Genomic DNA, 26,876 nt, shown 5'->3' with positions numbered 1-26,876 from the left:
CGGGTCGTTGCCGCGCCGACCACGAGGACTTCGCCATGACCACCTCCACCGAACCGATGGACCTTCCGGCCGATCCGCCGAGGGACCTCGGTGCCGACGCGACCCATCAGCCCGGCCGCACGCCGCTCGTGATCAAACTCCTGGTCGCGGCCACGTTCGTCGTGATCCTCAACGAGACGATCATGATCAACGCCATCCCGCGGTTGATGACCGACTTCCACGTCGACGCGCGCGCCGCCCAGTGGCTGTCGACGGTCTTCATGCTCACGATGGCCGCGGTCATCCCGGTCACCGGCTGGTTCCTGCAGCGCGTCAGCACCCGCACGGCGTACGCGGTGGCCATGTCCACGTTCAGCGTCGGCACGGCGCTCGCCGCGGCGGCCCCGACGTTCGAGGTGCTGCTGGCGGCCCGCGTCGTGCAGGCGGGAGGCACCGCGGTGATGATGCCTCTGCTCATGACGACCCTCATGACGGTCGTACCCGAGAGCGATCGCGGCCGGGTGATGGGCCAGGTCACGCTGGCCATGTCCTGCGCGCCGGCGCTCGGCCCGGCGGTGTCCGGGATGATCCTGCACCTGGGCTCGTGGCGCCTGATCTTCGTGTTCGTCCTCCCGATCGCAGTGCTCGTCGGCGTCGCCGGGATGCGTCAGCTGGAGAACGTGGGCGATACGGCGAGCACTCCGGTCAGTTGGCTCAGCGTGGTGCTCGCCGCGGCCGGATTCGGCAGCCTGGTCTACGGCCTGAGCGAGATCGGTTCGGGCGGATGGACGGGCCCGGCGCTCACCGTGGCCGCGGGTGTCCTGCTCATCGTCGCTTTCGCCGCCTACCAAGTGCGGCTGCAGCAGCGCGAGATGCCGCTGCTCGACCTGCGTGCGTTGCGGCACCGCACCTTCGCCGTGTCATTGCTCCTCATGACGGCCGGGTTCATGGCCTTTCTCGGTTCGATGATCCTGCTGCCGCTGTACCTGCAGGACCTGCGCGGCCTGTCCGAACTGCAGACCGGGCTGCTGGTGATGCCCGGCGGTCTCGCGATGGGCCTGCTGGGCCCGAAGGTCGGCAAGCTCTACGACCGGGTCGGTGCGCGGCCGCTGGTGATCCCCGGATCCGTCGGCATCGTGCTCGCGCTCGCGGCGCTGAGCCGCATCGGGGCGACCACGCCGTACCCGGTCATCGTCGCGATCCACGTCGCGCTCATGGTGTGCCTCGCCGCCATCTTCACCCCGGTCTTCACCGTCGGACTCGGCGACCTGCCGGAGCACCTGTACTCGCACGGGTCCTCCCTGCTCGGAACCCTGCAGCAGGTGGCGGGCGCCATCGGCACCGCCGCGCTGATCGTCGTCATGTCGAACCGCTCCGCGCAACTCGCCGAGACGGGCTCCTCCCAGCCGGAGGCCTTCGTCGGCGGACTGCAGTGGGCCTTCGCCGCCGCCGCCCTGATGGGCGTCGTGGTCGTCGCGTCGTCGCTGCTGCTGCCCGCCAAGGTCGACGGTGCCGCGCCCGCCGGAGCGCATCACTGACCGACAGCGGCACCGGCGACTCCGGGACCGGGGTCAGTCCCCGAACTTCTCCAGGAGCGCGAGTGCGGACTCCTTGCCGAGCCGGTGGGCGGCGAGCGGGCTGTCCCCGGTGAGGAGGTTGCGGTCGCGCGTCGTCGCGCCGCTCATGTCGTCGTTGACGACCTCGAGACCGGCGGCGCGGAGGCTCTCGCCGAGCTTCCACGGCATCGCGCCGGGGAGGTAGCCGATCTCGATGTTCGCGCCGAAGTCGAGGGAATCGGGGAACGCGACCAGCTCGTAGCCCGCGAACGGGTTCGCATCCCGCCCGATCCCGGCGGCGAGTAGGCCGGCGGGCCCGTGGCACAGCGTGATCACGAGGCGGTCGTTCTCCAGGAAGTAGCGGAGCGCCTCGCCGACGTCTTCGCTGAACGGCACGCCGTTCATGGCCGCGTGCCCGCCGGGGATGAAGATCGCCGCGTAGTCGTCCAGGCCGCCGGCGATCGCGTCGGACAGGCGCTTCGGCGCCTTGAAATCGTCGGCGGTCGCCTCCCACGCGCTCGCGACGGCCTCGTCCTCGCGGGGATAGGCCCACCACTCGAACTTCCCGGGGCCGCCGGTGACGGTCGCGATATCGATGCCGAAGCCGGCCTCGGCGATGTGGTGGAGGGGGAGCAGCGTCTCGACGGGGTGGTTTCCGGTGGAGAAGAAGGTCTCGTTCTGCATGAGCATGTACCGCTCGTGGGCGGCGGTCACCAGGACCTTCCAGCGCCCGCCCCGGTACTTCTCCTCGGTCGCCAGACCGTCGAAGTCGGTTCGTGGCGCGGTGTACTGGGACAGCGAGTACGGCGACGGGAAGAACGCCCCGTCCTCGGCGGGGTCCGCGGTGGGATTGCGGTCTTGCTGGGCATTATCGTTTGCTGAACCAGTCATATGTTCAACATACGATATGGGGGTGGCTGAGGCAAGTGCATTAGCCTGTGATCGATGAATGACCGGGCTACCGCACTCGAAGCGTGCGATTTGGGGTGGTCGATCGCGATGATCGGCCGCGGGTACGCGGCCGTGGTCGACCCGGTCTTCGCGGACGTGCCGCGGGGCGCCCGCGGGTATCAGCTCCTGCACACGGTGATTCACAAGAGCATCCGGTCGCAGACGGCTCTCGCGGACTACTTGGGAGTCGACCGCACCGTGATGCCGTACTTCGTCGACGACCTCCAGGCCGCCGGCCTCGTCGAGCGCCAGGACGACCCCGCGGACCGTCGGCGGAGGATCGTCGCCGCCACCCGGCACGGGAGAGCGCGGTACGCGGAACTCTCCGAGCGGGTCCTCGAGGCCGAGAGGGTGTTCTTCGGCGACCTCCCCGACGGGGAACGCTCGGCATTCGTCGCGACGCTCGCGACCATGGCGCACCGCAGCCGCGAACTCGCGGCGCAGCGACGCTGACGACATCCGCCGGCGATCAGCGCGGGGAGAGGACGAAGACCCTGGCGCCACCTTCGTAGGCGCGCCGCAGGTCGGTGGGGTCCGGTGCGCCGTCGGCGGTGAATCCGATGTCGTTGAACGACGCGAAATTCTTGTTGTCCGCGGCGATCACGCCGTACAGCTCCATCACGCCGGCCTCGTCCGCGACCACCGTCACGTCGGCGGTCCGACGGTGCCCCGCGAGCTGGATGTCGATCGGCTCGCCGGTGCGCAGGTTCTTCCCCCACGGGAACGGCGATCCGACCAGGAGATCGCTGCCGCGCTTGGTGTAGGCCACGGGTACCTCGAACACCTTGCCGGACTTACGCCCCACCACGTACAGGGTGAGGAGCCGTTCGCCGAGGAACGACGAGACGCCGGGCACCCGCAGCAGAGTGCGCATCACGGCGTTCATCAAGCCCTGCAGCGGCATCGTCTTCGCGGTTCCCGCGGTCCGGCCCATACTCCGACGGTAACCCCAGATCGCCCGCGCGGCCAGTGCGACTGACGCGGGGCCGGACCTCGCCGCAGGTCCGCGCGGACCCGCTCCCCGTCACCGCATGCCACGACTGCTCCCTTCGGCATAGGATCCGACTGTGCTCGTGTCGGCGCTCGACCCCGGTCGGACAGGTGAGAGGAACGCCATGGATCTGTTCGCGCGCATCGCGGTCACCGATCTACCGCGGGCGATCGCGTGGGGAGACGCGCTCTTCGGCGCCGTCGAGTCCTTCGCTCCCAACGACGTCGAGCACGTGTGGACGCTCGAGGCGCACCTCCACGTCTACGCCGAGCTACTGCCCGAGCACGCCGGCCACAGCTCCGTGACACTGTTCGTCGACGACTACGGCGCCTTCCTCGCGGGAGCGGAGAGCCGTGGTCTCGCCCCGTCCTCGGTGGAGGTCTACGAGAACGGTGTGCGGAAGGCGCTGTTCCACGACCCCGACGGCAACGAGGTCGGGATCGGCGGCGCACCGCCGGGCGCGGAGGACTGAACGATGCGATTGAACGTGCACACCACCCTCGAGCCCACCGGCCCGGCCACCGCGATCGTTCTCACCGAGGAGCAGGTGACCGCGCTCGGCGGCGGAAAGCGGGCCGCCGTCCGCGTCACCATCGGTGATCGCACCGCGCGGCTGCGGCTCGCCGCGATGGGCGGCTGTTACTTGATCGGCATGTCGAAGGCGGCGCGGAATGAGCTCGCGGTGGAGATCGGCGACACGGTCGACGCGACCATCGAGCTCGACGACGCCGAGCGCACCGTCGAGGTTCCCGACGATCTGGCGGCGGTCCTCGATGCGGAACCCGGCCTGCGCGCCGCGTTCGACGCGCTCAGCTATACGCGGCGCAAGGAGTACGCCCGCGGCGTCGCGGAGGCGAAGAAGCAGGAGACGCGGGAGCGGCGGATCCGGGCGGTGGTGGACGGCGTCCGCGGTTGAACCTTCACGGGATCTAACTGTGGCACGGGTCACACCATCGGCGGTAGAATCATCGCGACGTGGGGGCCTCGTAGGAGGTGCTCGATGAAGCGAACGACACGAGTGGCGGCCGTCGCGATGATCGCGACTGCACTGTTCGGAATCGGCGGGACCGCGTACGGCGACCCACCGCCACCGCCGCCCAAGCCCGGGACCAGTTGCGGTGTCAACAAGGTGATCACCAGCATCAACACGTGCGCGCAGATCAACTCCCACTGCACGGGGTACGACATGATGCTGATCGGTCGCGTCGACAAGTTCGGCCACTGCGTGATCCCGGGTATGAACGGGACGACCTGGTGACGTGACGTCGTGACCGACCTGACGCTGCTCCTGGTCGGCGTCGTCGGCGGAATCCTGGCGGGGGTCTCGCCCTGCGTTCTCCCGGTGTTGCCGGTCGTACTGGTCGGCGGCGCCGGGGCGGCGCAGGGCGGCGAGCGTGCGCCGTCGAAGGCGCGGCCCGTGGCCATCGTGGCAGGCCTCGTGCTGAGCTTCTCGCTGTTCACGCTGTTCGGCAGTCTCCTCCTCTCACTGCTGCACCTGCCCGCCGACCTCATCCGGTGGGTGGGCATCGCCGCCCTGCTGCTGCTCGGCCTCGCGATGCTCTTCCCGCCCTTGGAGAGGTTGCTCGAGCGACCGTTCGCCCGTCTGCCCCAGCGGGTTCCGGGTGGCAGGTCCGACGGTGCCGGCGGCGGCTTCCTGCTGGGTGTCGCGTTGGGCGCCGTGTACGTCCCGTGTGCGGGCCCCGTGCTAGCGACCATCGCGGTGGCCGGGGCGACGGACCGGATCGGCCCGCGCACGCTGCTGCTCACCGCCGCGTTCGCGATCGGCACCGCGATCCCACTGCTCGTCGTGGCCCTCGCCGGCCGCGGGCTGGCGGATCGAGTGAAGGCGTTGCAGCACAGGCAGAGGGGCATCCGCGTGGCCGGGGGAGTGGTGGTGATCGCGCTCGCCGTCGCCCTCGCGCTCAACGTGACGGACGTGATCCAGCGGCGCATCCCCGACTACACCCAGGCCGTCGGCGGAAAGCTCGGCGCCGCAGTCGCTCCCGCCGTCGCCGGGACCGGATCCCTGCAGCGCTGCCAGCAGGACGCCTTCACGGGTGGCACCGCGCTCGCCGACTGCGGGAAGGCGCCGGAGATCGCGGGCATCACGGCGTGGCTCGGCGACCGCACGGAACCCCGCACCCTCGACGCGATGCGCGGAAAGGTCGTGCTCATCGACTTCTGGGCGTACTCCTGCATCAACTGCCAGCGCGAGCTCCCGCACGTCGAGGCGTGGTGGAAGAACTACCGCGACAGTGGGTTCGAGGTGATCGGCGTGCACACCCCGGAGTACGCCTTCGAACGCGATACGGGCAACATCGAATCGGGGATCGCCAAGCTGGGGCTCACGTTCCCGGTGGCCGTCGACAACGACCACGGGACCTGGAACGCCTACCGCAACGTCGCCTGGCCGGCCGGTTACCTCATCGACGCCACCGGCACCGTCCGCCTCGTGACCCTCGGCGAGGGGAAGTACGACAAGACGGAGGAGTCGATCAGGTCCCTCCTGCTCGCCGCCCGGCCCGGCGCGCACCTGCCGTCCGCCACGGACCTCCCCGACACCACGCCGCGCACCGTCGGGCAGACGCCCGAGACGTACCTGGGTGCCGCGCGCCAGCAGAACTTCGCCGGTGACGGGTACGAGCCCGGAACCCGCACGTTCACCCCGCCGCCCACACTCGATCAGCACCGGTTCGCCCTCTCCGGAACGTGGACCGTCGGCCCCGACGACATCCGGGCGGGGGACGGCGCGCGGGTGACGCTCGCCTATCACGCGCGGCGGGTGTACCTGAACGTCGCCGGAACCGGCACGCTCACCGTCACCGAGGACGGCGCCACCCGGACGGTGCCCGTATCGGGGCCGCCGGACATCCGCACCGTCGTCGACGGCGCCGAAGCCCGATCGGGGAACGTGACCGTCGCCCTGTCGCCCGGACTGACCGCGTACTCGTTCACCTTCGGCTGAACGCGGGAGGTGGCCGACTGCGTGATCGCGGCGCACACTGGGGAGACGTACCGCTTCCACCGAAGGAGTCCGCCATGGCGGGTAACGAGAATCCGTTCGGCTTCGGGCCCGGCGAGTTCGACGATCTCGCACGCGAGGCCCGCGACATGCTGGGCAGACTCGTGGGCGCGGCCGGCGGGCGCGACGTGTTCTCCGGCCTGTTCGACGAGGCGTCCCGGCGGCCCCGCCGGGAACCCGAGACCGCGGGGGAGGCGGGAGACGGCGTGTGGGCGGTCATCGCCACCGCCGAGGACGGCGGCGCCCGCGTGGAGCAGGTGTACGCCACCGAGATCGAGGCCCTGCGCGCGCATCAGCACAACACGGACGCCACCCGGCGGGTCCGGTTCCTGCCCTACGGGATCGCGGTCAGCGCTCTGGACGACTGACGTCCGGATCGGACTCCGGGGCCACCGCGGCGTCGGTCTCCGCCGGCGGCTCGGGCCGCATCCAGAGCCACACCGCCACCGTCGCCATGATCGCGGTGCCGAGTGCTGCGGTCCACCACATCGGAGTCACCAGGAACAGGATCACCGCGCACACGGCCATGCTGCCGATCGCCGCGTACTTCGCCTTGCGGCTCACCGACCCCGTCGCCTGCCAGTCGCGGATCATCGGACCGAACACCTTGTGCTCCAGAAGTTTGCGATGCAGCGTGTCGGAACCGCGTGCCGCACAGAACGCCGCCAGCAGGATGAACGGCGTGGTCGGCAGCAGGGGCAGGGCCACCCCCAGGATGCCGAGCCCCAACGCGAGATAGGCCAGTACCCACCACGCCCACCGAAACCGCGACCGCTCCGCCATACCGCCAGTGTAGGAGCACCGCCCTGCCCGGAGCGGATGCGATTCTTCGCGGACGTAGCATCGATCACATCGCACGAGAAGTCCACCGAGAGCCAGGAGGCCACGAATGTCCCAGTACCGGGCGCTGATCGCAGAACTCGCCGACGATGCCGTGACGTCCCGCGTGGAGGTCCGCGACGCCGCGGCACTCGAGCCCGGACAGGTGCGGATCGAGGTCGAGCACTCCGGCGTGAATTACAAGGACGCTCTGGCGTTCACGCCCGGCGGCGGTGTGGTGCGCTCGTACCCGATCGTGCCGGGCATCGACATCGCGGGCACCGTCGTCGAATCGGCGTCCGACGATTTCGCGGCCGGCGACCGGGTGGTGGCCCACGGCTACGACATCGGCACCGCCCACGACGGCGGCTACGCGGAGCAGGCCGTGGTCCCGGCGGAGTGGGTGGTGCGGCTGAGCACGCTCACCACGCGAGAGGCCGCGACGGTCGGGACCGCCGGCTTCACCGCCGCGATGAGCGTGGCGGCGATCGTCGACCGCGGGATCAAGCCCGGCGACGGTCCGGTCGTGGTCACGGGCGCGACCGGCGGGGTCGGGTCGGCGAGCATCGACCTGCTGTCCGGACTCGGCTACGACGTAGTGGCCTCCTCGGGCAAGCCGGAGGCCGCGGACAGGCTGCGCGAACTCGGCGCGTCCCAGGTGATCGGCCGCCTACCCGAGGACCCCGACGCGAAGCCCCGAGCCCTGGGCAAGGGGACGTGGGCCGCGGCCGTCGACTGCGTGGGCGGTGCGGCGCTGGCCGAGGTGATCAGCACCCTGCGCTACGGCGGCGTGGTCGCCGCGAGCGGCCTCACCGGCGGCACCGGCCTCCGAACCACCGTGATGCCGTTCATCCTGCGCGGAGTGGCCCTCGAGGGCATCGATTCGGTGCAGCAGCCGATCGCGGCCCGTCGTGCGCTGTGGAGCAGGATCGGGACCGACCTGCGGCCCCGTCACCTGGACCTGATCGGCAACGACATCGGCGTCGACGGCATCGCCGGGGTGGTCGACGCGCTCCGCGACGGCACCTACACCGGCCGCGCGGTCGTCGACACCACCCGCGGCTGGTAGCGGCTAGCGTGGTGCCCATGAAACCCGGTGACAAGGCCCCCGACTTCGAGCTTCCCGACCAGGTCGGCGAACCGCGCAGGCTGAGCGACCTGCTCGCCGCCGGCCCGGTGGCGCTGTTCTTCTACCCCGCCGCGTTCACCCCGGGGTGCACCAAGGAGGCCTGCCACTTCCGGGACCTCGCCACCGAGTTCGCGGACGCCGGCGTGCAGCGCGTCGGCATCAGCCGGGACGCCGTCGCCAAGCAGCAGGACTGGGCCGCAAAGCACGAGCTCGGCTACCCGCTGCTGTCGGACGTCGACGGCGCCGTCGCCTCCGCCTACGGCGTGCGGCGCGACGGCCTGCTCAAGCTGGCCGGGATGCCCACCAAACGCACCACGTTCGCGATCCGCGCCGACGGCACCATCGCCGACGTCATCGCCTCCGAGGTGAACATGCAAGCCCACGCAGACAGGGCGCTCGCCGCCCTGACGGCCGGCCGCTGAATCGCGGTCAGACGTCCCCGTGCTCGACGAGCCAGTCGAGCAGCGAGGACGTCTCGCGCCAGTGCTTGCGGATCTGCGGCACCAGCTTCGGCGAGTGGATGACGTCCTCGAAGCCGTAGTCCCGCATCACCGTCAGCGACCGGTGCCGGAGGAGTTCTATGCGCGGGTGGTCGACGTCCCACCCGCGCGGCGCCGTCTTGAGGGTGTCGCCGCCGATCTCCCATCCCCTGCGCCGCAGCTTCGCCACGATCTGCTCCAGTTCCGGTCCGAAGCGGTCGTGGTCGATGGCCTTGCGGAAGGCCGCGAGCCGCGTGGGGCTCGCCTCGTAGAACCCCGCGCCCACGCGGACCCCGGGCGCGCCGATCTGCACGTAGTAGCCGGTGGCGGGGCCGACGCCGACGAACGCGCCCTGATGGGTCTTGTACGGAGTCTTGTCCTTCGAGAACCGCACGTCGCGGTACGGCCGGAAGATCTTGGCGGTGCCGAACTCGTCGGCCAGCGCGTCGGTGAGCGCGGCCATCGGCTCCGCGACCGCTGAGCGGTAGACCTCCTTGTGCGCCTCCCAGAACACCTTCGAGTTGTCGGCCTCGAGGTCGTCGTAGAAGTCGAGCGCCGCCTCGGGGAAACCGCTGAAGCTCATGGTCGTGAGGCTACCGCTCGGCCCGATTGCGATCGGGCGCACGGGCTGCGATTGCGTGTAGCAATGGACCCGTGAAGAATAGGAAATATGAACGGTGGGGCGGGGGAATCGCCGGCGGTCGCGCCGATGGTCGTGCGCCTGGGTTTCCGGCCGGCCGGCGTCGCCCTTCTCCTCGGCTGGATCCTCTCGGGGATCGCGATGCTGGCGGTCCTCGTCACGGTCTTCAAAGAAGGGGGCGGCGGATCCGCCGTCGTGATCGGTGCCCTGTCCCTGGCGATCGCCGCCGGGATGTTCGGATTGGTCGCGTTCCTGCTCATGAGCATCGACGAGGGGCGGGAGGATGCGGTCATCGAGCCCGACGGGGTGGTGTTCCTCCGGGTGCCGTACCCGGGCCTGCAGTCGTGGGGCTGGTCCGAGATCACCCGGATCACCACGTCCGAGGAGTCCGCGCGCGGTGTGCGCCTGGCCCTGGTGTTCCACTTCCACGTCGAGGATGAGCGCAGGCTGTGCGAGATGGAGCACGCGGTACCGGCCGCGACGAGGTCGGACAAGTTCTGGTTCCGCTCGTACTCCGTTGCGACGGTCCGCGTCACGCCGTTCCACACGCCGTCGCCCCGGGCGGTGAGCCGGTACATCTACTCCGTGGCGCCGGAGCTGGGGCTCGAGCTGATCCCGCCGCGGCACCGCCCCAAAGGCTATCCGTGGCGGGACATCAGCGGCGACGGCACGCGGTAGGTGCTCTGGGCACGTACGCGAACCTTCCGGAAATCAGGTCGTGAACTGACCGGTGGTCGGCTTAGTGTCACCCTATGACAGTCAGGCAGGTCCAGATCACGTTCGATTGCGCGGATCCGAAGAAGGTCGCGCTGTTCTGGTGCGAGGTGCTCGGCTACGTCGTTCCGCCGCCGCCCCCGGGCTTCGCCGATTGGGACGCGTTCGAGCAGACGCTGCCGCCGGAGGCCCACGGTTCGGCGTTCGCCTGCGTCGACCCCACCGGCGCCGGCCCGCGCCTGTTCTTCCAGCGGGTGCCGGAGGGCAAGACGGTCAAGAACCGGGTGCACCTCGACGTCCGGGTGGGCGCGGGGATGGTGGGCGCCGAACGCCTCGCCGCCCTGGAGGACGAATGCGCGCGGCTGGAGCAGCTGGGCGCCACCAGGCTCTACCTGCAGGAGGCCGACGGGGTGAACGAGTCCTGCCTCACGATGCAGGACGTGGAGGGCAACGAGTTCTGCCTCGACTGACGGCGGCGCCGCGGGAAACCGGGTGGCGACGGTGCGCCGCCGCCCGGCATAATCCCCGGCGTGATCCGTCTTCGCCCCTGCGCGGGAAGCGCTGAGTACCCCGAGCTCGTCCGGATCTGGCGCAGCGCCGTGGACGCGACCCACCATTTCCTCGCCGACGCGGACCGCGACGAGATCGAGGGCGCGCTGGCCGGGGCGTACTTCCCGCAAGTGACGCTCACCGTCGCGGAATTCGACGGGCGTCCAGCGGGATTCGCCGGAACGGCGGGCGCGGATCTGGCGATGCTGTTCGTGGACGCGCCGCACCGGGGCCGCGGCGTGGGTGGTGCACTGCTCGAGCACGCGATCACCGAGCAGGGCGTCCGCACCGTGGACGTCAACGAGCAGAACGAGCAGGCCGTCGCCTTCTACGCCGGCAAGGGGTTCGTCGTCGCCGGCCGCAGCGAGCGCGACGGTGAGGGCAGGCCGTATCCGCTGCTGCACCTCGCCCTCGACGCCGGGGCGCGCAGCTAGCGGGCGAGGGCGGCGCTCCCGCGCGGCGGAAATCCCTCCGGGCGCGTGTCGATTACCGGTCGGCTCGATCGTCATCCCTGTGCCCCGCCCCTGGGGCACAGTGGAACGAGGAGGAACATCATGCGCTACGCACTGCTGCTCAACAACGCCGAGCCCGGCCCGGGCGAGATCGCCGACGAGGTCATGCTGCAGATGCAGCAGGCCATGGCCGACTACACCGCGGCGCTCGAGGCCGCGGGCGTCTTCGCCGGCGCCGACATCCTGGAGCCCGTCGGGCAGACGGTCACCGTCACCCGGCGCGACGGTGACCTCCGGGTCCAGGACGGCCCCTTCGCCGATACCCGCGAGGCGCTGGCGGGCGTGTTCGTCATCGACGTGCCGGACCGCGATGCGGCGATCGCCTGGGCGGAGAAGCACCCCGCCAGCCAGTACGCGGTCATCGAGGTCCGCAAGGTGGCCGCCGCGTGCGACAAGGGCGTCTGGGGCGGCGGCACCACCGACGCCGGCTGATGGAGGCCGACGCGCGGGTGCGGGCGGAGAACGCCGCCCGCACCTCGTACGGCCGCCTGCTCGCCCTGCTCGCCGCACGCACCCACGACGTGGCGGCCGCGGAGGACGCCCTCGCCGACGCCTTCGAGCGGGCGCTCGACCGGTGGCCGGCGGACGGCGTCCCGGACGACCCCGAGGCCTGGCTGCTCACCGTGGCCCGGAACCGCCAGCGCGACAGGTGGAAGTCCGCGGCCGAGCGCACCTCCGTGCCGCTGGAGGACCGTCACGACGGCCCCTCACTGGAGGAGCAGCCCGACCGGCGCCTCGAACTGCTGCTGGTGTGCGCGCATCCCGGGGTCGCCGGGGCCTCGGTGCCCCTCATGCTCAACACGGTGCTCGGTTTCACCGCGGAGCAGATCGGATCGGCGTTCCTCATCCCCAGCACCACGATGGCGGCGCGACTGACCCGCGCGAAGAAGCGGATCAAGCGCGACGGGGTGCCGTTCGAGATCCCGGCCGCAGCGGATCTGCCGGACCGGCTCACGCGGGTCCTCGAAGCCGTCTACGGCGCGTACAGCATCGAATGGCCCACCCCGCCGCGGGAGCGCCACGCGCTGCTGCTCGGCCTCGCGGAGACCATCACCCAGGCGGCGCCCGCCGCGGCGGAGGCGCACGGCCTGGCCGCGCTGCTGTTCCTCACCAGCGCCCGCCTGCCCGCGCGGACCGACGAGGACGGCCGCTACATCCCACTGGCGCAGCAGGACCCGGCGCGGTGGGACGCCCACCTCATCGCCGCCGGTCATCGCCACCTGCGCGCCGCGCACGCGCTGGGCACCGTCGGGCCGTTCCAGCTGGAGGCCGCGCTCGGCGCCGTGCACTGCGCGCGGCGCGCAGGGGAGCCCCCGGACTGGCGGGCCCTGCGACGGCTGCACGAGGCCCTGCAGGCGCTCGCGCCCACCCGGGGCGGGGCGGTGGCACTCGCGGCCGTGATCGCCGAGACCGACGGTGCCGCCGCCGGTCTGGCCGCGCTGGACGCGGTCGACGACACCCGGGGGTTGCAGTCCGCGTGGGCGCTGCGGGCGCACCTGCTGAGCGCGCTCGCCGATCCCGGCGCGAAAGCCGCGTACGACAAGGCGATCTCGCTCACCACGGATCCGGCCGAGCGCCGGCACCTCGCCGCACGCGCCGCCCGAACCGGACCATAACGGCACGAACAGGCGCGAAGCGGATAGGGTCGGGCCATGTCCGACAGCGATGGAATCCGGGTCGGCGACCCCGAACGACAGCGCGCCGTCGAGCTGCTCGGCGAGGCGATGGCCACCGGCTACCTCACCGTGGAGGAGTTCGACGAGCGCACCCACGCCGCCTACCGCGCGACGCATCGTGGGCGGCTGCGCGAACTCGTCGCCGACCTGCCCGTCGCCGACCGCCTGTTCCCGCCGACGCCCGTCGAGGTCGCCGCGCAGTCGCCACCGGAGGTGCTCGGCATGGACTGGGGCAGCGTCGTCCGGCGGGGCGTGTGGACGGTCCCTGCCCGGCTCCGCATCGAGGGCACGATGGGGACCGCGAAGATCGACTTCCGCCGGGCCGATTTCCCGTACGGACGAGTGGAGATCGACGTGCAGGTCTCCGGCAGCACGGTCAAACTGCACCTCGGGCCATCGATGCAGCTGGACCGCAGCGGGCTGGAGGCGACGGGGTGGAGCTCGGTGAAGGAGAAGCTGGGCGGTGCTCCCGGGCCCGGCGGTCCGTCGGTGGTGCTCCGCGGCTCGCTCGCCGCGATGAGCACCCTGGTGCTGCGGCGCTGAGCGGGCGCGGTCGCTACCCCGCGGTCTCCGGACGGTACGTGGACAGCACCTCGCGCACGGCGGCGTCGACGGCGGCGTGGTCGATCCCCAGGTCGGCGAGCATCGTCGCACCCGGGCCCGCGTCCTCGGCGAGGATGCCGAGCAGGATGTGCTCGGTGCCCACGTAGTTGTGCCCCAGGCGCAGCGCCTCCCGCAGGATCATCTCCACGGCCTTCTTGCCCGCGGGAGTGAACGGGATCATCTCCGGGACATCGGTGTTCTCCCGCACGGAGATCCGCGCCCGCACGGCCTCCTCGGTGACGCCGCGCCCCACGAGGAGCCGGGCGGCGATGCCCTCCGGCTCCCGGAACAGGCCGAGCAGCATGTGGTCGGTGTCGATCACGGTGCTGCCCGCGGCGCGCGCCTCGTCCTGCGCCGCGACGACGGTGCTGCGCGCGCGGGGCGTGAACCGCGAGTACGGCGACCCCGACGCGCCGATGAGCGCCGCCGCGTCGATGCTCGGCGGCGCCGACCGCTGCTGCGCCGCCTGTTTGGTGACGCCCATCGACGAGCCGATCGATGTCCAGGTGGCCCCGCTGCGGCGCGCCTGATCCACGAAGTGGCCCACCAGGTGGTCGGCGGTCTCGCCGAGATGGGACGCGACGGCCACGGCGTCCGTCAGGTGTTCCAGCGCAGTGCCCTCGGGGTGCAGGGCGTGCACGGTGCGGATCAGGTCGTCGAGTCCGATCGGAGCGGGGGTGTTGTCAGCCATGCGTCAATCATGAGTTGACAACTCCGGCGTGTCAAGACGGGGTTGACGCCTCGATCAGGCGGCGTTCCCGTCGCGACCCAGACGCTCCGCGATGCGCGCCGCGGCCCCGCGTGCCGTCGCGTGCCGCGCCGCGTGCGCGTCCGGGTCGGTGGACTCCCCGTCGTGCAGCAGTACGAGGCTCGAGTCACCCGCCCCCGAATAGCCGGCGATCCCGGTCACCAGCTGGGCGTGCATCGCGTCGCGATAGCCGTACTTGTCGTAGGCGCGCGCCCCCGCGGCGCCGATCCCGAAGAAGTGCAGGTTCTTCGGCGCGCGGAGCACGACTCCGCTGCCCGTGTCGTCGTAGGCCCAATCGCGGGTGAACACCCGGTCGATCCACCCCTTGAGGGTGGACGGGAGCGACCACCAGTACACGGGGAACACGACCGCGATCAGGTCGAAGCCCTCCAGGTAGCGCTGCTCCTCGCGTACGTCGCCGGGGAGCGGTGCGTCGCCGCGGTAGGCCGCCACGTCCGCGGCGCGGAAGGCGGGGTCGAAACCCGCGAGGAGGAGGTCGTGAACCTCGACGTCCACGGCGCCGCCGTCCCGGAGGCCCGCTGCGACGGCGCGGGCGGTGGCGGCGGTCGCCGCGTCCGCATCGGGGTGGGCGGTGACGACGACGGCACGGAGGGAATCGGTCTGCTTTGTCATACTGGCAGCATGAACCCTGACATCAGTGTCATAGTCAAGCCCGCGATCCGGATGCGCGATCTGTGCGCCCGAACGGGCGCGACACCGCGCATGATCAGGCACTACGAGAAGACCGGAATCCTCGCGCCCGGCCGGCAGTCGAACGGGTACCGCGCGTTCACCGAGGAGGACGTGCAGACGGTGCTCGACGCGCGGTGCCTCATCGAGGCGGGCCTGTCCGCGACGGAGACCGCGGAACTGGTGGGCATCGTGTGCGGTGAGGGCGTGCCGCCCGAGGAACTCGACGCGGCGCTCGTGCGGATCGCCGAGCGCCGGACGGTGCTCGACGAGCGGATCGATCAGCTGGTCTCGGCCCGGGCCAAACTCGACGAGCTGCGCGACCACGTTCAGGAGAACCGGTGATCGCGGGGGCGGGTACCGACCGGCGCTGACCGAATCGGAGATATCGCCCGTCACCTGCGGTGATTCGCCTCCCTGTCGTACCCTGCCACCCATGCGTGCAACGATTCTGCTGGTGGTCGCGGTCATCGTCGCGCTCCTGGGCGCACCGTCCGTGGCCGCCGCCCCGTCCCCGTACTGCGGTTCGCCCCTGACGGCGGCGGAGAACCGCCGGATCGTCGCGTTGTCGGATCCGGCCACCCTCCCGCGCACTCCGACCTTCGAGACCCTCGACGCGGTCACTGTGCGGCAGCGCGCGATCGCCGACATCCTTGCTGCGCACAAGGATTGGCGGGGGCTGTTCGGTGTCGGCATGGACGGCGTGATCCGTGACGCGGTCACCCCGACGCAGCGCGACGAGGCGGCGCTGGATGATCCGCGCTACGCGAAGACCCTCTCCATCGATCTCGTGTCGCGCTATCTCGCGGCCGTCCACGCACAGTTCACCGGTGGCGCCGTCCCGTCGTGGTGGGCGAACTACTTCCGGCTCGCCACGCGCTGCGAGCTCCCTCCCGGACGCGTCGCGATGGCGGGGTACAACGCACACATCACGGTGGACCTCGCGTACACCGTCGCGGCCGCCCGTAGCCGCCCGCACAACGCCCTCGACTTCTACCGCATCGTGGACTCGATCGCCAAGAACGGCAACGTGATCCCGGAGCGGAGCAAGCGCATCTACGGTGCGGACCTGTGGGGTCTGTGGACCTTCTACTTCTTCGGTCAGGGCCTCGACCGGATCGTCGGCGCGGGTGTGGCGTCGAACCTCATGCTGCGCGCCGCCGACGACGGCTACAACACGCTGACCTTCGCCAACGGTCTCGCGCTGCAGGACCCCGGCGCCCGCCCCGCCGTGAGCGGAGGGATCCTCGCGTTGTGGCAGACCGGGGAGATCGCGTTCGACGTGCTCTCCGGGATCGGCGGCCTCGGCGCACCGGTGCCCGCGCCGGGCCCCGTCGCGCCCGCCCCGCCGCAGTCGGTGGCCGCGGCCCGTCGCTGATCGCGCGGGGATGCGATAGTACGACGATGACCGTCGAGAGAGTCGCCGCCCACAGCGCGGCGATGCCGTTCAACCGGTGGGTCGGTATCGCGGTGGTGAGTGCGGACGAGTCCGAGGTCGTGCTCCGTCTGCCGTACCGCGAGGACTTGTGCCAGAACGCCGGAGGTCTCCACGCCGGCGTCATCCTCGGGTTGCTCGAGAACGCCTGCGGTTTCGCCGCGGGCCTGCACATCGGCCCCGGCGTCGTCACCCACTTCGACTCGCAGTTCCTGCGCCCCGCGCACGGGGAGGCGTTCGTCGCCGTCGGGCGGGTCCTCAAAGCCGGCCGGAGGCAGGCGTTCTCCGAGGCCGACGCCTACATCGAGGTCGACGGTGCGCGGGGCCCGCTGTTCGCGACCGCCCGGGCCACGCTGGTGCCGACCGGCACCGACTGAACGATGGAAGGCTAACCGCGCGAACGGATCCGCCGGAACCCGCGGTATCCGCCGTACAGCACGAGCAACAGCGCGAACCACGGGAGGGCGGCGCCCGCGACCACCAGGAGCCACCGGCCGGCGCCGAGCAACGCGTCCCAGCCGTCCTGCAGCCCGCCGACGAAGCCCGAGCGGTCGGCCCCCGGTTTCGGCGCCTCGACGGTCACCGTCACCGTGGACAGCGCCACCTGTTCGCCGATCGAGGCCCGGCGCGACTGCAGGCTCTCGAGTTCCTGCTGTCGCTGGGTGAGCGCGCCCTCGGCCTGAATCACCTTGTCGGAGGTGTCCGCCCGACCCAGGATGTCGGTGAGCCGGTTCACGGACAGCTGCGTCGCGCGGATCCGGGCGTCGAGATCCACCACGGCGGCGGTCACATCGTCGTGCTCCAGGCGGACGGAGCCCACCTCGCCCAGCCCGGACGCCTCATCGACGAGGGCGCTCACCTTGTCGCCGGGCACTCGCAGCTCCACGGTGGCCGACGTCGTCTCGCCGCCGGTCTCGCGCCGCTCGTCCACGCGGCCACCCATCTTCTCCGCCGCGGCCACCAGGTCGGCCACCACCTCGCGGGGGTCGCCCGCCGTGAGTTCCACTGTGCCCGTCGTGATCACCTGGCGATCCGGCTGTGCCCGGGGCGGGGTCGACGGTGCGGTCGGCGCCGAGGCCGGGCCGGGGAGGGCTCCGGCACCGGGTGCCGGGGTGCCTCCCGTCAGTGGGGCGCTGAAGCTCTTCTCCGCGCGATCGGCGGGGGCCGACGACGATCCGCCGGTCAGCTGCGTGCCCGCGATCACCCCGCCGCCCACGGCGACCACCGCGACGGCCGCCGCTGCGGCGAGGCCGGCGGAGCGCCTGCGGTGGCGCGCCCGGAGGTCGCCGATGTCGTCGTTCACCTCGCGCAGAACGGTGTCGCGCATCCGGTCGATGCGATCCTCGGTGAGGATCTCGCCGGGGGTGTGCTGCGTGGTCATGACTGCTCCCTCAGGGTGCTCAGGTCGGCGCGCAGGCGGCTGCGCAGCCGGGAGACGCGGTTGCGCACGGCGGCGTGGGTGACGCCCAGCTCGCGCGCAGCGCTGTCGTAGGTGTGCTCGCCCTCCACGCAGAGGCGGTACAGGCGGCGGTCGGTGGGGGACAGGGCCTCGACGGCGGCGGCGATGATCCGCCGGATCTCGGCGGACAGCACCTCGTCCTCGGGTGACGGCGCACCGTCCGGTCCCGCGGCGTCGGCGTCCAGCGGGGCTGCGCGGTCCCGTGCCGCCGCCAGCCGCCTGCCCACGTTGAGCGCCGTGTACCGCGCCGTGGTCAGCAACCACGGCAGCACGGATTCGTCGACGATCCGCACCTCGCCGATACGACGCCAGAGCGTGAGGAAGGTGTCCTGGGTGGTCTCCTGCGCGGCGTCGGCGTCGCGCAGCACGGTGTAGGCCTGCCAGTAGACGGGCCGCACGTGCCGGTCGTAGATCTCCGCGAACGCCGCGCCGTCGCCGCCCGCCGCTCGGGCGAGCAGCGCGCGGTCCGCGGCCTCGTCGGTGGTCATCGTGGTGGTCACACCCCGTTACTGTCGCCGGACCCCGTCACCGTCTCACGGTCGCCCGAATCCGCTGGTCAACGCCGCCGGACCAGCGACGGGCGTGTCGCGGCCGGGGCTCAGCCGCTGAACAGCTTCGCGGCCGCGGCGACGGCGTTGTACAGGCCGTACAGCAGCGGTACCAGTACCACCGACCAGGTGATCACGAGTTGCGCCGTGTGCTTGGGCTGGGGCGAGTGGTCCATCAGGCCTCCTTGGTGCGGTCGGCGCCGGAGGCGGCGTCGACGGCGTCGATCACCGGACCGGTCTCGTGCCACCGCTCGGCGACGGGGCGGATCAGCAGATTGGCCACGAAGCCGACGGCGAGTATGGCCACCATGATGAGCAGTGCCACGCGGTAGTCGCCGGCTTGCAGCGGTACCGCGTTACCGGCGGCGTCGACGGCGTCCTTCTTCGAGTCCAGGACGCGGTTCACGATGAGCGGGCCGGCGACGCCCGCGGTGGACCAGGCGGTCAGGAGGCGCCCGTGGATCGCGCCCACCTGGAACGTGCCGAAAAGGTCCCGAAGGTACGCCGGCACCGTCGCGAACCCGCCCCCGTAGAACGAGATGATCAGCGCGCAGAACACCACGAACAGCGCGGTGGACGACGAGCCCACGGTGGTGAGGGCCAGGTACAGCAGCACCCCGCCGCCGAGGTACAGCGTGTACGTGTTGCGCCGGCCGATGTAATCGGAGGTGGTGGACCAGCCGAGTCTCCCGGCCATGTTGGCCAGCGAGAGCAGCCCCACGAAGCCGGCGGCCACGGTCGCGGTCACGGTCGAGAGCCCGTCGTCGCCGCGGAAGAAGTCCTGGATCATGTCCGCCGCCTGCTCCAGGATGCCGATGCCCGCGGTCACGTTGCACAGCAGCACCACCCACAGCAGCCAGAACTGCGGCGTCTTGATCGCGTTCGCCGCGGACACGTTCCCGGCGGCGGCGACGGTCTTGACCCGGGCCGCCGACGGCCCCGCGCCCGGCGGGGCGTAGCCGGGTGCGGGAACACGGATCGTGAAGACTCCCATCATCATCACGAGGAAGTACACGACCCCCAGCGTGATGAACAACTTCATCACCGCGGTGCCGCCGGCGGCGCTGCCGCCGTAGAACCCGATGAGTTCCTTGGACAGCGGGGAGGCCACCATCGCGCCGCCGCCGAAGCCCATGATCGCCATGCCCGTGGCGAGGCCGGGCCGGTCGGGGAACCACTTCATCAGCGTGGACACCGGTGAGATGTACCCGAGGCCCAGGCCGATCCCGCCGACCACGCCGTACCCGAGGTAGACGAGCCACAGCTGGCCGGTGGCGATGCCCAGGGCGGCGATGAGGAAGCCCGCGCTCCAGCAGCACGCCGCGGTGAACATGGTGCGGCGCGGGCCCACCCGGTCCACCCAGGTGCCGAACACGGCCGCGGAGATGCCCAGCATCACGATCGCGATGGAGAAGACGATCCCGATCATCGTCTTGTTGGTGTGGAAGTGCTGGACCAGGGCGTCCTTGTAGACGCTCGTCGCGTACACCTGCCCGATGCACAGGTGGATGGCCAGGGCCGCGGGCGGGATCAGCCACCGGCTGTACCCCGGCGGCGCGACCGAGTGATCCCGGTCAAGGAAGGACAACGCGGGCATGGAGCCTCCTCGGCACGTAGTGGCCCGCCGACGCGCCCGACGGTGCCCGTGCCCATGCCAGCACACCGGCGCCCTCCGCGTGTACTGATCCGTGTGAACGGGATTACCGGCCAAGTGTCGTGCGCGTGCCGGAACGGGGGATAGGGTGGGGCCATGCCGAGGTTCAGCCCCCTCGAGTGGCCCGTGGTGCGCCAGCTCCGCACCGGTGACGCGTTCGGTCGCGGACCGGCGGTGGAGTCCGCGCGGACGCGCGGGATCGAGCCCCGTACCCGCACCGCGGACCGCGTGGTGCAGAGCGTCTGCCCCTTCTGCGCCGTCGGCTGCGGCCAGAAGGTGTACGTCAAGGACGAGAAGGTCGTGCAGATCGAGGGCGACGAGGATTCGCCGATCTCGCGCGGCAGGTTGTGCCCCAAGGGTTCCTCCAGTGAGCAGCTGGTCAACAACCCACTGCGACAGACCGCGATCCGCTACCGCGCGCCGTACGCGACGCAGTGGCAGGACCTGGACCGCGATACCGCGATCGACATGATCGCCGACCGGTTCATCGAGGCCCGCCGGCACGGTTGGCAGGACTACGACGAGCACGGCCGGCCACTGCGGCGCACCATGGGCATCGCCTCGCTCGGCGGCGCGACCCTGGACAACGAAGAGAACTACGTCATCAAGAAGCTCTTCACCGCCGCCGGTGCCATCCAGATCGAGAACCAGGCCCGCATATGACACTCCGCCACGGTTCCCAGTCTGGGAGCCTCGTTCGGTCGCGGTGGCGCGACGCAGTCCTTGCAGGACATGGCGAACGCCGATTGCATCGTGCTCATGGGCGGCAACATGGCCGAGGCCCATCCGGTGGGCTTCCAATGGGTCTCTGAGGCGAAGGCGCGCGGGGCGCGCGTGATCCACGTCGATCCCCGGTTCACCCGGACCTCCGCGGTCGCGGACAAGCACATCGCGATCCGCGCGGGTTCCGACGTGGTGCTGCTCGGCGCGCTCATCAACCACGTCCTGGCGAACGAGCTGTACTTCCGCGAGTACGTGGTCGCGTACACCAACGCGGCGACGTTGATCAACGAGGACTTCCGGGACACGGAGGACCTCGGCGGCCTGTTCTCGGGATTCGATCCCGAGACGGGGAAGTACGACCCGTCGACGTGGGGCTACGCGCACCCCGAGGGCGGCACCGTCGAACCCCCGAACGGGACCGAACACGGCGGCGCCGCGTCGGACCGGGCCGCGGGCGATCAGCTGGGCGCGGCGGGCGCGCCCCTGGCGGAGTCCGCCGTGCTGCGAGACGAGACGCTGCAGGACCCGCGCACCGTGTTCCAGATCCTCAGACGGCATTTCGCGCGCTACACGCCCGAGATGGTCGAGGAGATGTGCGGAATCCCCGCCGCGGACTTCGAGTACCTGGCCCGGTCGATCACGGACAACTCGAACCGCGAGCGCACCACGTGCTTCGGCTACGCGACGGGCTGGACGCAGCACACGCTGGGCGCGCAGTTCATCCGCACCGCGGCGGTCCTGCAACTGCTGCTGGGCAACGTGGGCCGGCCGGGCAGCGGCATCATGGCGCTGCGCGGTCATGCGTCGATCCAGGGGTCCACGGACATCCCCACGCTGTTCAACCTGTTGCCCGGCTATCTGCCGATGCCCTCGGTGCAGCAGCGCACGCTGAGCGACTACCTCGCGACGGTGGGTTCGCCGCAGCAGAAGGGGTACTGGGCCTATTCGGACGCGTACACCGTGAGCCTGCTCAAGGCGTGGTTCGGCGACGCGGCGACGGCGGAGAACGACTACTGCTACGACTGGTTGCCGCGGCTCGACGGGCCCGCCGGCACGTACCAGACGGTGGTCGACATGCTCGAGGACAAGGTGGACGGCTACTTCGTGCTGGGTCAGAACCCTGCGGTCGGCTCGGCCAACGGGCGGCAGCAGCGGCTCGCGATGTCGCACCTGAAATGGCTCGTGGTGCGTGACCTCAACATGATCGAGTCCGCGACGTGGTGGTACGAGGGCCCGGAGGTGGAGTCCGGCGAGCTCAAGACCGAGGAGATCGGCACGGAGGTCTTCTACCTGCCCGCCGCCACCCACGTCGAGAAGTCGGGCTCGTTCACCCAGACCCAGCGCATGCTGCAGTGGCGGCACCAGGCGGTGCAGCCGCCCGGGCAGGCGCAGAGCGAACTGGACTTCTTCTACGAGCTGGGCAAGCGGATCCGGGAGAAGCTCGCCGGGTCCACGGACGAGCGCGATCGGCCGCTCCTGGAGATGACCTGGGACTACCCGCCGGACGAGCACGGCAACCCCGATCCCGAGGCGGTGCTGGCGGAGATCAACGGCTTCCACCTCACGGGGGAGAAGGCGGGCACCCCGCTCAGCTCGTTCACCGAGATGAAGGCGGACGGTTCCACGTCGGGTGGGTGCTGGATCTACACCGGCGTCTACGCAGGTGGCGAGAACCAGTGCGCGCGAAGGGCTCCGGGCGGCGGCCCGGGGCTCACCCAGTCGCAGTGGGGCTGGGTGTGGCCCGCGGACCGTCGGATCCTGTACAACCGGGCTTCGGCCGATCCGGACGGCAGGCCCTGGAGCGAGCGCAAGAAGTACATGTGGTGGGACGCCGAGGCGGGCCGCTGGGCCGGGCCCGACGTGCCGGACTTCCCGGCGACCACGCCGCCGCACCACCGGCCGGAACCGGGGGTGGGCGGCGCCGAGGGGCTCGCGGGCGACGACCCGTTCGTCATGCAGGCCGACGGCAAGGGCTGGCTGTTCGCCCCGTCGGGCCTGGTCGACGGTCCGCTGCCCGCGCACTACGAGCCGCAGGAGTCGCCGGTCCGCAACGCCGTGTACCCGCAGCAGCAGGCGCCGGCGCGAGTCCTGTTTCCGCGCACCGACAACCTGGACGCGCCGAGCGCCGGGGACCGCGGCGTGGAGGTGTACCCGTACGTCTTCACCACGTACCGGCTCACCGAGCACCACACCGCGGGCGGCATGAGCCGCTGGTCGCCGTACCTCGCCGAGCTGCAGCCCGAGATGTTCTGCGAGATCTCGCCGGAGCTCGCCGCGGAACGGGGCTTGGAGAACGAGGGCTGGGCCACGATCGTCTCGCCCCGCGCCGCGATCGAGGCGCGCGTGCTGGTGACCGACCGCCTGAGGACCTTGCGGATCAACGGGCGGGACGTGCACCAGGTGGGCCTGCCGTACCACTGGGGCGTCGGCACCGACGCCGTGGTGAGCGGCGACGCCGCGAACGACCTGATCGGCGTGACGCTGGATCCGAACACGCAGATCCAGGAGTCGAAGGTGGGTTCCTGCGACGTGGTCGCCGGTCGCCGGCCGCAGGGCCGGGCGCTGCTCGACCTGGTCCGCGCGTACCGGGAACGCGCGGGTGTGACGGTCGAGACCGACAATGTACGGCTCACCGAGCCGCGTCGCGAGACGGTGTTCCCGGACCCGGCGGAGGACGATCCCGAGCGGGAGGGGCGGACCCGGTGGTGACGAGAGATACTGCGACGAGGAGGTGTGGCTAGATGGGACAGCTGTCCGGACCGACCGACCCGAGCGCCGACGCGCACTGGCACCGCCACGAGCACCGCAAGGGCTTCTTCACCGACACCTCGATCTGCATCGGTTGCAAGGCGTGTGAGGTCGCGTGCAAGGAGTGGAACCGCAACCCGCGCGACGGCGATCTCGAACTCACCGGCATGTCCTACGACAACACCGAGGCGCTCGGCGCCAGCACGTGGCGGCACGTCGCGTTCGTGGAGCAGGGCGCGGAGCGGATCGCCGCGGCCCGCGAGTCCGGCCGCGAGCTGGTGGCCCTCGGCATGCCCGGCGTCCGCGGATCGGAGGCCCCCGCGGCCGCCGAGGAGATGCCGGCGTGGGGCGAGGTGGACGTCACCCCGCCCGACACCCCGGAGTTCCGGTGGCTGATGAGCTCCGACGTGTGCAAGCACTGCACGCATGCGGGCTGCCTCGACGTGTGCCCCACCGGCGCCATGATGCGTACCGAGTTCGGCACCGTCGTGGTCCAGTCGGACGTGTGCAACGGCTGCGGTACGTGCGTGGCGGGCTGCCCGTTCGGCGTCGTCGAGCGACGGGGCGACGGCACGTTCGGCACCACCAACGGCGAGGGCCACCGCAAGGGGGAGCAGCCGCCGGTCTCCAAGCGCGGCATCGCCCAGAAGTGCACCCTCTGCTACGACCGGCTCCTCGACGACGAGACGCCGGCCTGCGCCAAGACCTGCCCCACCACCTCGATCAAGTTCGGGGATCACGACGACATGGTCACCACCGCCCGTGAGCGCGTGGCGCAGCTGCACGCGCAGGGGATGACCGAGGCGCGCCTGTACGGCGCGAACGAGCTCGACGGGGTCGGCGGCACCGGATCGGTGTTCCTGCTGCTCGACGAGCCCGAGGTGTACGGGCTCCCGCCGGACCCGCGGGTCTGCACCGCCGACCTCCCCGAGATGTACAAGCGGGCAGGCGTGGCCGCGCTCGGCATGGCGGCCGCCGCCGCGGTCTCGTTCCTCGGCGGCGCGCTGCGGCGAGGGGGCCGACGATGACCCACTCCGAGTTCGACGAGGTCCGTCCGCCCGAGCCGCCGCGCCGGCGGAAGTGGCGGAAGAACCCGCCCAAGAACCGCCCCGGCTTGGCGGGCGGCGGCGACGGCAGCCGCGAGGTGTTCATGGTGCCGGACGCCGAGTTCGGCTCGTACTACGGCAAACCCGTGGTCAAGCCGCCGCCGTGGGAGTGGCCCGTGGCCGCGTACCTGGTGCTCGGCGGCGTCGCCGGAGGCTCCGGCGTGCTCGCGCTCGGCGGCCAGCTCACGGGCCGGTCCGCGCTGCGCCGCAACGCCCGGCTCGGCGCGCTCACCGCGGTCGGCCTCGGCGCCGTCGCCCTCATCGCCGACCTCGGTAGGCCGGAGCGGTTCATCAACATGATGCGCACCGCGAAGGTGACGTCCCCGATGAGCATGGGCTCGTGGATCCTCTCGGGCTACGGCACGGGGATCGGCATCGCCGCGGCGGCGGAGGTGGACCGCCTGACCGGTGAGCGCCTGCCGCTGGGCCCGCTGCGCCGGGTGCTGCGTGCCGTGGAGGGCCCGGCGGGCTTCGGCGCCGCCGCATTCGGGCCGCCGCTGGCCGTGTACACCGCTGTACTGTTGTCGGACACCGCAGTTCCCACCTGGAACGAGGCGCACCGCGACCTGCCGTTCGTGTTCGTCAGCTCGGCGTCGCTCGCTTCCGGCGGCCTCGCGATGGTCACCACCCCGACCGCCGAGACCGGACCGGCCCGCGCGTTCGCCGTAGCCGGCGTGCTCGGCGACATCGCCGCGATGAAGTACATGGAGTCCCGCATGGACCCCGTCCTGGTGGAGCCGCTGCACCACGGCAAGCCCGGCGCGATGCTCCGGTGGAGCGAGCGGCTCGCAGTCGCCGGCGGTCTCGGCGCGCTGCTCGGCGGGGGACGCCGCCCGGTCGCCGTCGCCTCCGGCCTCGCGCTCCTCGGCGCCTCAGCGCTCACCCGGTTCGGGGTGTTCGAGGCCGGGCTGGAATCGACGCACGACCCGAAGTACGTCATCGAGCCGCAGAAGCGGCGCTTGGCCCGGCGCCGCGCGGCGGGACAGACCGGAGATTCGATCACCACCGCCGAATAGCGGTACGCGGTCAGCGGATCGCGATACCCGGCCCGGCGGTGGTGCGGCCGATCACGGGGTATCCGGGCACCTCGCCCACGACGAGGAGCCCACCCGATGTCTGCGCGTCGGCGAGCAGGAGCAGCGCCTCCTCCGGGGCGCCGTCGGCGTCCAGGTGCGGCGCCACCCAGTCCAGGTTCCGGCGGGTGCCGCCGGAGACGTATCCGTCGCGCAGCGCCTCCCGCGCACCGTCGACCAGTGGAACGGCGGCGGCGTCGATCTCCGCGCCGACCCCCGAGGCGCGGCACATCTTGAACAGGTGCCCCAGCAGTCCGAAGCCCGTGACGTCGGTGGCCGCGCGGGCGCCCGCGGCCAGCGCCGCGGCGGCGGCGTCGCGGTTGAGCGCGGTCATCGTCGCGATCGCCGCCTCGGACACCTCACCCGTGCGCTTGTGCCGGTTGTTGAGCAGGCCCACGCCGATCGGCTTGGTCAGGGTCAGCGGCAGGCCCGGCTCAGCGGAATCGTTGCGCAGCAGCCGGTCCGGATGCGCGATGCCGGTGACGGCCATGCCGTACTTCGGCTCGGGATCGTCGATGCTGTGGCCGCCGATCACCGGGCAGCCCGCCTCCTGCGCGACGGCGAGTCCGCCGCGGAGCACCTCGGTCATGAGCTCGAGCGGCAGCGCGTCGCGGGGCCAGCCCACCAGGTTGATGGCCATCACGGGGCGCCCGCCCATGGCGTACACGTCGGAGAGCGCGTTCGCCGCGGCGATCCGGCCCCAGTCGAACGCGTCGTCCACGACGGGCGTGAAGAAGTCGGCCGTCGACAGGACCGCGAACTCGTCGGAGAGCCGCACCGCCGCCGCGTCGTCGCCGTCGTCGAGCCCCACCAGGACGTCGGGGGAGGCATGGCCGGTCAGTCCCCGGACCGCCTCCTCCAGCTCCCCGGGAGGGATCTTGCAGGCACAGCCGCCGCCGTGCGCGAACGAGGTCAATCGGGCGTCCGTCACGGCTCCACCGTAGCGGCGTCTATCTTGGACCGCGGAGGTGTCTGAGTTCCTGGTGGGCTCCCCGGTCTTCAAAACCGGTGAGGTCGAGCATCTCGGCCTGGCGGGTTCGATTCCCGTCCACCTCCGCCAGCTTTCGGCAGC

32 protein-coding genes and 1 tRNA gene are annotated in these 26,876 nt (G+C 71.3%); 22 read left to right on the top strand and 11 right to left on the bottom strand.

Annotation, left to right across the window (positions count from 1 at the left end):
* Positions 1-35: 35 nt before the first annotated feature.
* Complete coding sequence (locus BN39_RS00910) at positions 36-1,517, top strand: MDR family MFS transporter (protein ID WP_019200463.1); 1,482 nt, start codon at positions 36-38, stop codon at positions 1,515-1,517.
* 33 nt (positions 1,518-1,550) lie between these two features.
* On the opposite strand, the gene hchA is transcribed toward BN39_RS00910, so the two are convergent.
* Positions 1,551-2,426: a glyoxalase III HchA gene (gene hchA / locus BN39_RS00905; RefSeq protein WP_019200462.1), complete on the bottom strand. Its 876-nt coding sequence runs from the start codon at positions 2,424-2,426 to the stop codon at positions 1,551-1,553.
* Positions 2,427-2,480: 54 nt separating this feature from the next.
* Between hchA and BN39_RS00900 the strand changes: the two genes are divergently transcribed.
* The gene (locus BN39_RS00900) at positions 2,481-2,939 is read left to right on the top strand and encodes a MarR family winged helix-turn-helix transcriptional regulator (RefSeq protein WP_040765711.1); all 459 of its coding nucleotides are present in this window, start codon (positions 2,481-2,483) and stop codon (positions 2,937-2,939) included.
* A gap of 16 nt (positions 2,940-2,955) precedes the next feature.
* Here BN39_RS00900 and BN39_RS00895 read toward each other — a convergent pair whose 3' ends face one another.
* Positions 2,956-3,420 (bottom strand): hypothetical protein, encoded by a 465-nt coding sequence (locus tag BN39_RS00895; protein ID WP_019200460.1) that lies wholly within the window; start codon positions 3,418-3,420, stop codon positions 2,956-2,958.
* Between the two features lie 181 nt (positions 3,421-3,601).
* Between BN39_RS00895 and BN39_RS00890 the strand changes: the two genes are divergently transcribed.
* From BN39_RS00890 to BN39_RS00870, 5 genes are all read left to right on the top strand, one after another.
* On the top strand, positions 3,602-3,949 hold the full coding sequence (locus BN39_RS00890) for a VOC family protein (protein ID WP_019200459.1): 348 nt from the start codon (positions 3,602-3,604) through the stop codon (positions 3,947-3,949).
* A gap of 3 nt (positions 3,950-3,952) precedes the next feature.
* On the top strand, positions 3,953-4,393 hold the full coding sequence (locus BN39_RS00885; RefSeq protein ID WP_040765709.1) for a YdeI/OmpD-associated family protein: 441 nt from the start codon (positions 3,953-3,955) through the stop codon (positions 4,391-4,393).
* An 84-nt stretch (positions 4,394-4,477) separates the two neighbouring features.
* A complete protein-coding gene (locus BN39_RS00880) occupies positions 4,478-4,735 on the top strand; it encodes a hypothetical protein (protein ID WP_040765708.1) in 258 nt (85 codons plus the stop codon).
* A gap of 9 nt (positions 4,736-4,744) precedes the next feature.
* Positions 4,745-6,442 carry a cytochrome c biogenesis protein CcdA gene (locus tag BN39_RS00875; RefSeq protein WP_019200456.1) on the top strand — a complete coding sequence of 566 codons (1,698 nt, stop codon included), beginning with the start codon at positions 4,745-4,747 and terminating at the stop codon, positions 6,440-6,442.
* A gap of 74 nt (positions 6,443-6,516) precedes the next feature.
* Positions 6,517-6,867 carry a hypothetical protein gene (locus BN39_RS00870; protein ID WP_019200455.1) on the top strand — a complete coding sequence of 117 codons (351 nt, stop codon included), beginning with the start codon at positions 6,517-6,519 and terminating at the stop codon, positions 6,865-6,867.
* On the opposite strand, the gene BN39_RS00865 is transcribed toward BN39_RS00870, so the two are convergent.
* A complete protein-coding gene (locus BN39_RS00865; protein ID WP_019200454.1) occupies positions 6,848-7,282 on the bottom strand; it encodes a YbaN family protein in 435 nt (144 codons plus the stop codon). The two genes, BN39_RS00870 and BN39_RS00865, sit on opposite strands and share 20 nt — an antisense overlap.
* A 106-nt stretch (positions 7,283-7,388) precedes the next feature.
* Here BN39_RS00865 and BN39_RS00860 point away from each other — a divergent pair, with 106 nt between their 5' ends.
* Complete coding sequence (locus tag BN39_RS00860) at positions 7,389-8,387, top strand: acryloyl-CoA reductase (protein ID WP_019200453.1); 999 nt, start codon at positions 7,389-7,391, stop codon at positions 8,385-8,387.
* Positions 8,388-8,404: 17 nt separating this feature from the next.
* Complete coding sequence (locus tag BN39_RS00855) at positions 8,405-8,869, top strand: peroxiredoxin (protein WP_040766289.1); 465 nt, start codon at positions 8,405-8,407, stop codon at positions 8,867-8,869.
* A gap of 7 nt (positions 8,870-8,876) precedes the next feature.
* On the opposite strand, the gene BN39_RS00850 is transcribed toward BN39_RS00855, so the two are convergent.
* The gene (locus BN39_RS00850) at positions 8,877-9,509 is read right to left on the bottom strand and encodes a DUF2461 domain-containing protein (protein WP_019200451.1); all 633 of its coding nucleotides are present in this window, start codon (positions 9,507-9,509) and stop codon (positions 8,877-8,879) included.
* A gap of 87 nt (positions 9,510-9,596) precedes the next feature.
* Between BN39_RS00850 and BN39_RS00845 the strand changes: the two genes are divergently transcribed.
* The 6 genes from BN39_RS00845 to BN39_RS00820 all read left to right on the top strand — a co-directional run bounded on the left by BN39_RS00845 (position 9,597) and on the right by BN39_RS00820 (position 13,560).
* Positions 9,597-10,244, top strand: coding sequence for a hypothetical protein (locus tag BN39_RS00845; protein WP_019200450.1), 648 nt, complete (start codon positions 9,597-9,599; stop codon positions 10,242-10,244).
* A 74-nt stretch (positions 10,245-10,318) separates the two neighbouring features.
* Positions 10,319-10,750: a VOC family protein gene (locus BN39_RS00840; protein ID WP_019200449.1), complete on the top strand. Its 432-nt coding sequence runs from the start codon at positions 10,319-10,321 to the stop codon at positions 10,748-10,750.
* Between the two features lie 60 nt (positions 10,751-10,810).
* A complete protein-coding gene (locus tag BN39_RS00835) occupies positions 10,811-11,263 on the top strand; it encodes an acetyltransferase (RefSeq protein WP_040765707.1) in 453 nt (150 codons plus the stop codon).
* Positions 11,264-11,383: 120 nt separating this feature from the next.
* A complete protein-coding gene (locus BN39_RS00830; protein WP_019200447.1) occupies positions 11,384-11,773 on the top strand; it encodes a YciI family protein in 390 nt (129 codons plus the stop codon).
* Positions 11,773-12,957 carry an RNA polymerase sigma factor gene (locus BN39_RS00825; protein ID WP_019200446.1) on the top strand — a complete coding sequence of 395 codons (1,185 nt, stop codon included), beginning with the start codon at positions 11,773-11,775 and terminating at the stop codon, positions 12,955-12,957. The genes BN39_RS00830 and BN39_RS00825 overlap by 1 nt, the downstream gene beginning before the upstream one ends.
* A gap of 36 nt (positions 12,958-12,993) precedes the next feature.
* On the top strand, positions 12,994-13,560 hold the full coding sequence (locus BN39_RS00820; RefSeq protein WP_019200445.1) for a DUF1707 domain-containing protein: 567 nt from the start codon (positions 12,994-12,996) through the stop codon (positions 13,558-13,560).
* 13 nt (positions 13,561-13,573) lie between these two features.
* Here BN39_RS00820 and BN39_RS00815 read toward each other — a convergent pair whose 3' ends face one another.
* Positions 13,574-14,311, bottom strand: coding sequence for a Clp protease N-terminal domain-containing protein (locus tag BN39_RS00815; RefSeq protein ID WP_019200444.1), 738 nt, complete (start codon positions 14,309-14,311; stop codon positions 13,574-13,576).
* Between the two features lie 54 nt (positions 14,312-14,365).
* Entirely contained in the window at positions 14,366-15,001 is a 636-nt protein-coding gene (locus BN39_RS00810) for an NAD(P)H-dependent oxidoreductase (RefSeq protein WP_019200443.1), read from the bottom strand.
* Positions 15,002-15,010: 9 nt separating this feature from the next.
* Between BN39_RS00810 and BN39_RS00805 the strand changes: the two genes are divergently transcribed.
* The 3 genes from BN39_RS00805 to BN39_RS00795 all read left to right on the top strand — a co-directional run bounded on the left by BN39_RS00805 (position 15,011) and on the right by BN39_RS00795 (position 16,870).
* Positions 15,011-15,403, top strand: a complete 393-nt coding sequence (locus BN39_RS00805; RefSeq protein WP_081585868.1) for a MerR family transcriptional regulator — start codon at positions 15,011-15,013, stop codon at positions 15,401-15,403.
* A gap of 91 nt (positions 15,404-15,494) precedes the next feature.
* A complete protein-coding gene (locus BN39_RS00800) occupies positions 15,495-16,436 on the top strand; it encodes a DUF5995 family protein (RefSeq protein WP_192814829.1) in 942 nt (313 codons plus the stop codon).
* A 26-nt stretch (positions 16,437-16,462) separates the two neighbouring features.
* A complete protein-coding gene (locus BN39_RS00795) occupies positions 16,463-16,870 on the top strand; it encodes a PaaI family thioesterase (protein ID WP_019200440.1) in 408 nt (135 codons plus the stop codon).
* An 11-nt stretch (positions 16,871-16,881) separates the two neighbouring features.
* Here the strand turns inward: BN39_RS00795 and BN39_RS21955 are convergent, their stop codons facing one another.
* The 4 genes from BN39_RS21955 to BN39_RS00780 form a co-directional block, all read right to left on the bottom strand.
* Positions 16,882-17,874 (bottom strand): DUF4349 domain-containing protein, encoded by a 993-nt coding sequence (locus BN39_RS21955; protein ID WP_019200439.1) that lies wholly within the window; start codon positions 17,872-17,874, stop codon positions 16,882-16,884.
* The gene (locus tag BN39_RS00785) at positions 17,871-18,452 is read right to left on the bottom strand and encodes an RNA polymerase sigma factor (protein ID WP_019200438.1); all 582 of its coding nucleotides are present in this window, start codon (positions 18,450-18,452) and stop codon (positions 17,871-17,873) included. Before BN39_RS00785 ends, BN39_RS21955 begins: the two co-directional genes overlap by 4 nt.
* Positions 18,453-18,550: 98 nt before the next feature.
* Entirely contained in the window at positions 18,551-18,676 is a 126-nt protein-coding gene (locus BN39_RS23950) for a hypothetical protein (protein ID WP_019200437.1), read from the bottom strand.
* Entirely contained in the window at positions 18,676-20,097 is a 1,422-nt protein-coding gene (locus BN39_RS00780; RefSeq protein WP_019200436.1) for an OFA family MFS transporter, read from the bottom strand. Before BN39_RS00780 ends, BN39_RS23950 begins: the two co-directional genes overlap by 1 nt.
* A 153-nt stretch (positions 20,098-20,250) precedes the next feature.
* Between BN39_RS00780 and fdh the strand changes: the two genes are divergently transcribed.
* From fdh to nrfD, 3 genes are read left to right on the top strand one after another with little or no spacing between them, the layout of a single operon-like run.
* Positions 20,251-23,586 carry a formate dehydrogenase gene (fdh, locus tag BN39_RS00770; protein ID WP_192814828.1) on the top strand — a complete coding sequence of 1,112 codons (3,336 nt, stop codon included), beginning with the start codon at positions 20,251-20,253 and terminating at the stop codon, positions 23,584-23,586.
* Positions 23,587-23,618: 32 nt separating this feature from the next.
* Complete coding sequence (locus tag BN39_RS00765) at positions 23,619-24,653, top strand: 4Fe-4S dicluster domain-containing protein (RefSeq protein ID WP_019200433.1); 1,035 nt, start codon at positions 23,619-23,621, stop codon at positions 24,651-24,653.
* Positions 24,650-25,747 (top strand): NrfD/PsrC family molybdoenzyme membrane anchor subunit, encoded by a 1,098-nt coding sequence (gene nrfD, locus BN39_RS00760; RefSeq protein ID WP_019200432.1) that lies wholly within the window; start codon positions 24,650-24,652, stop codon positions 25,745-25,747. Before BN39_RS00765 ends, nrfD begins: the two co-directional genes overlap by 4 nt.
* A gap of 10 nt (positions 25,748-25,757) precedes the next feature.
* Here the strand turns inward: nrfD and selD are convergent, their stop codons facing one another.
* Positions 25,758-26,735 carry a selenide, water dikinase SelD gene (gene selD, locus BN39_RS00755; protein ID WP_019200431.1) on the bottom strand — a complete coding sequence of 326 codons (978 nt, stop codon included), beginning with the start codon at positions 26,733-26,735 and terminating at the stop codon, positions 25,758-25,760.
* A 33-nt stretch (positions 26,736-26,768) separates the two neighbouring features.
* Between selD and BN39_RS00750 the strand changes: the two genes are divergently transcribed.
* Positions 26,769-26,864 (top strand) — tRNA-Sec (locus tag BN39_RS00750).
* Positions 26,865-26,876 lie beyond the last annotated feature (12 nt).

The sequence above is a fragment of the Tsukamurella sp. 1534 genome (assembly GCF_000312385.1).
In the GTDB taxonomy this organism is placed as follows: Bacteria; Actinomycetota; Actinomycetes; order Mycobacteriales; family Mycobacteriaceae; genus Tsukamurella.
This window is presented reverse-complemented; position numbering and strand designations above follow the sequence as displayed.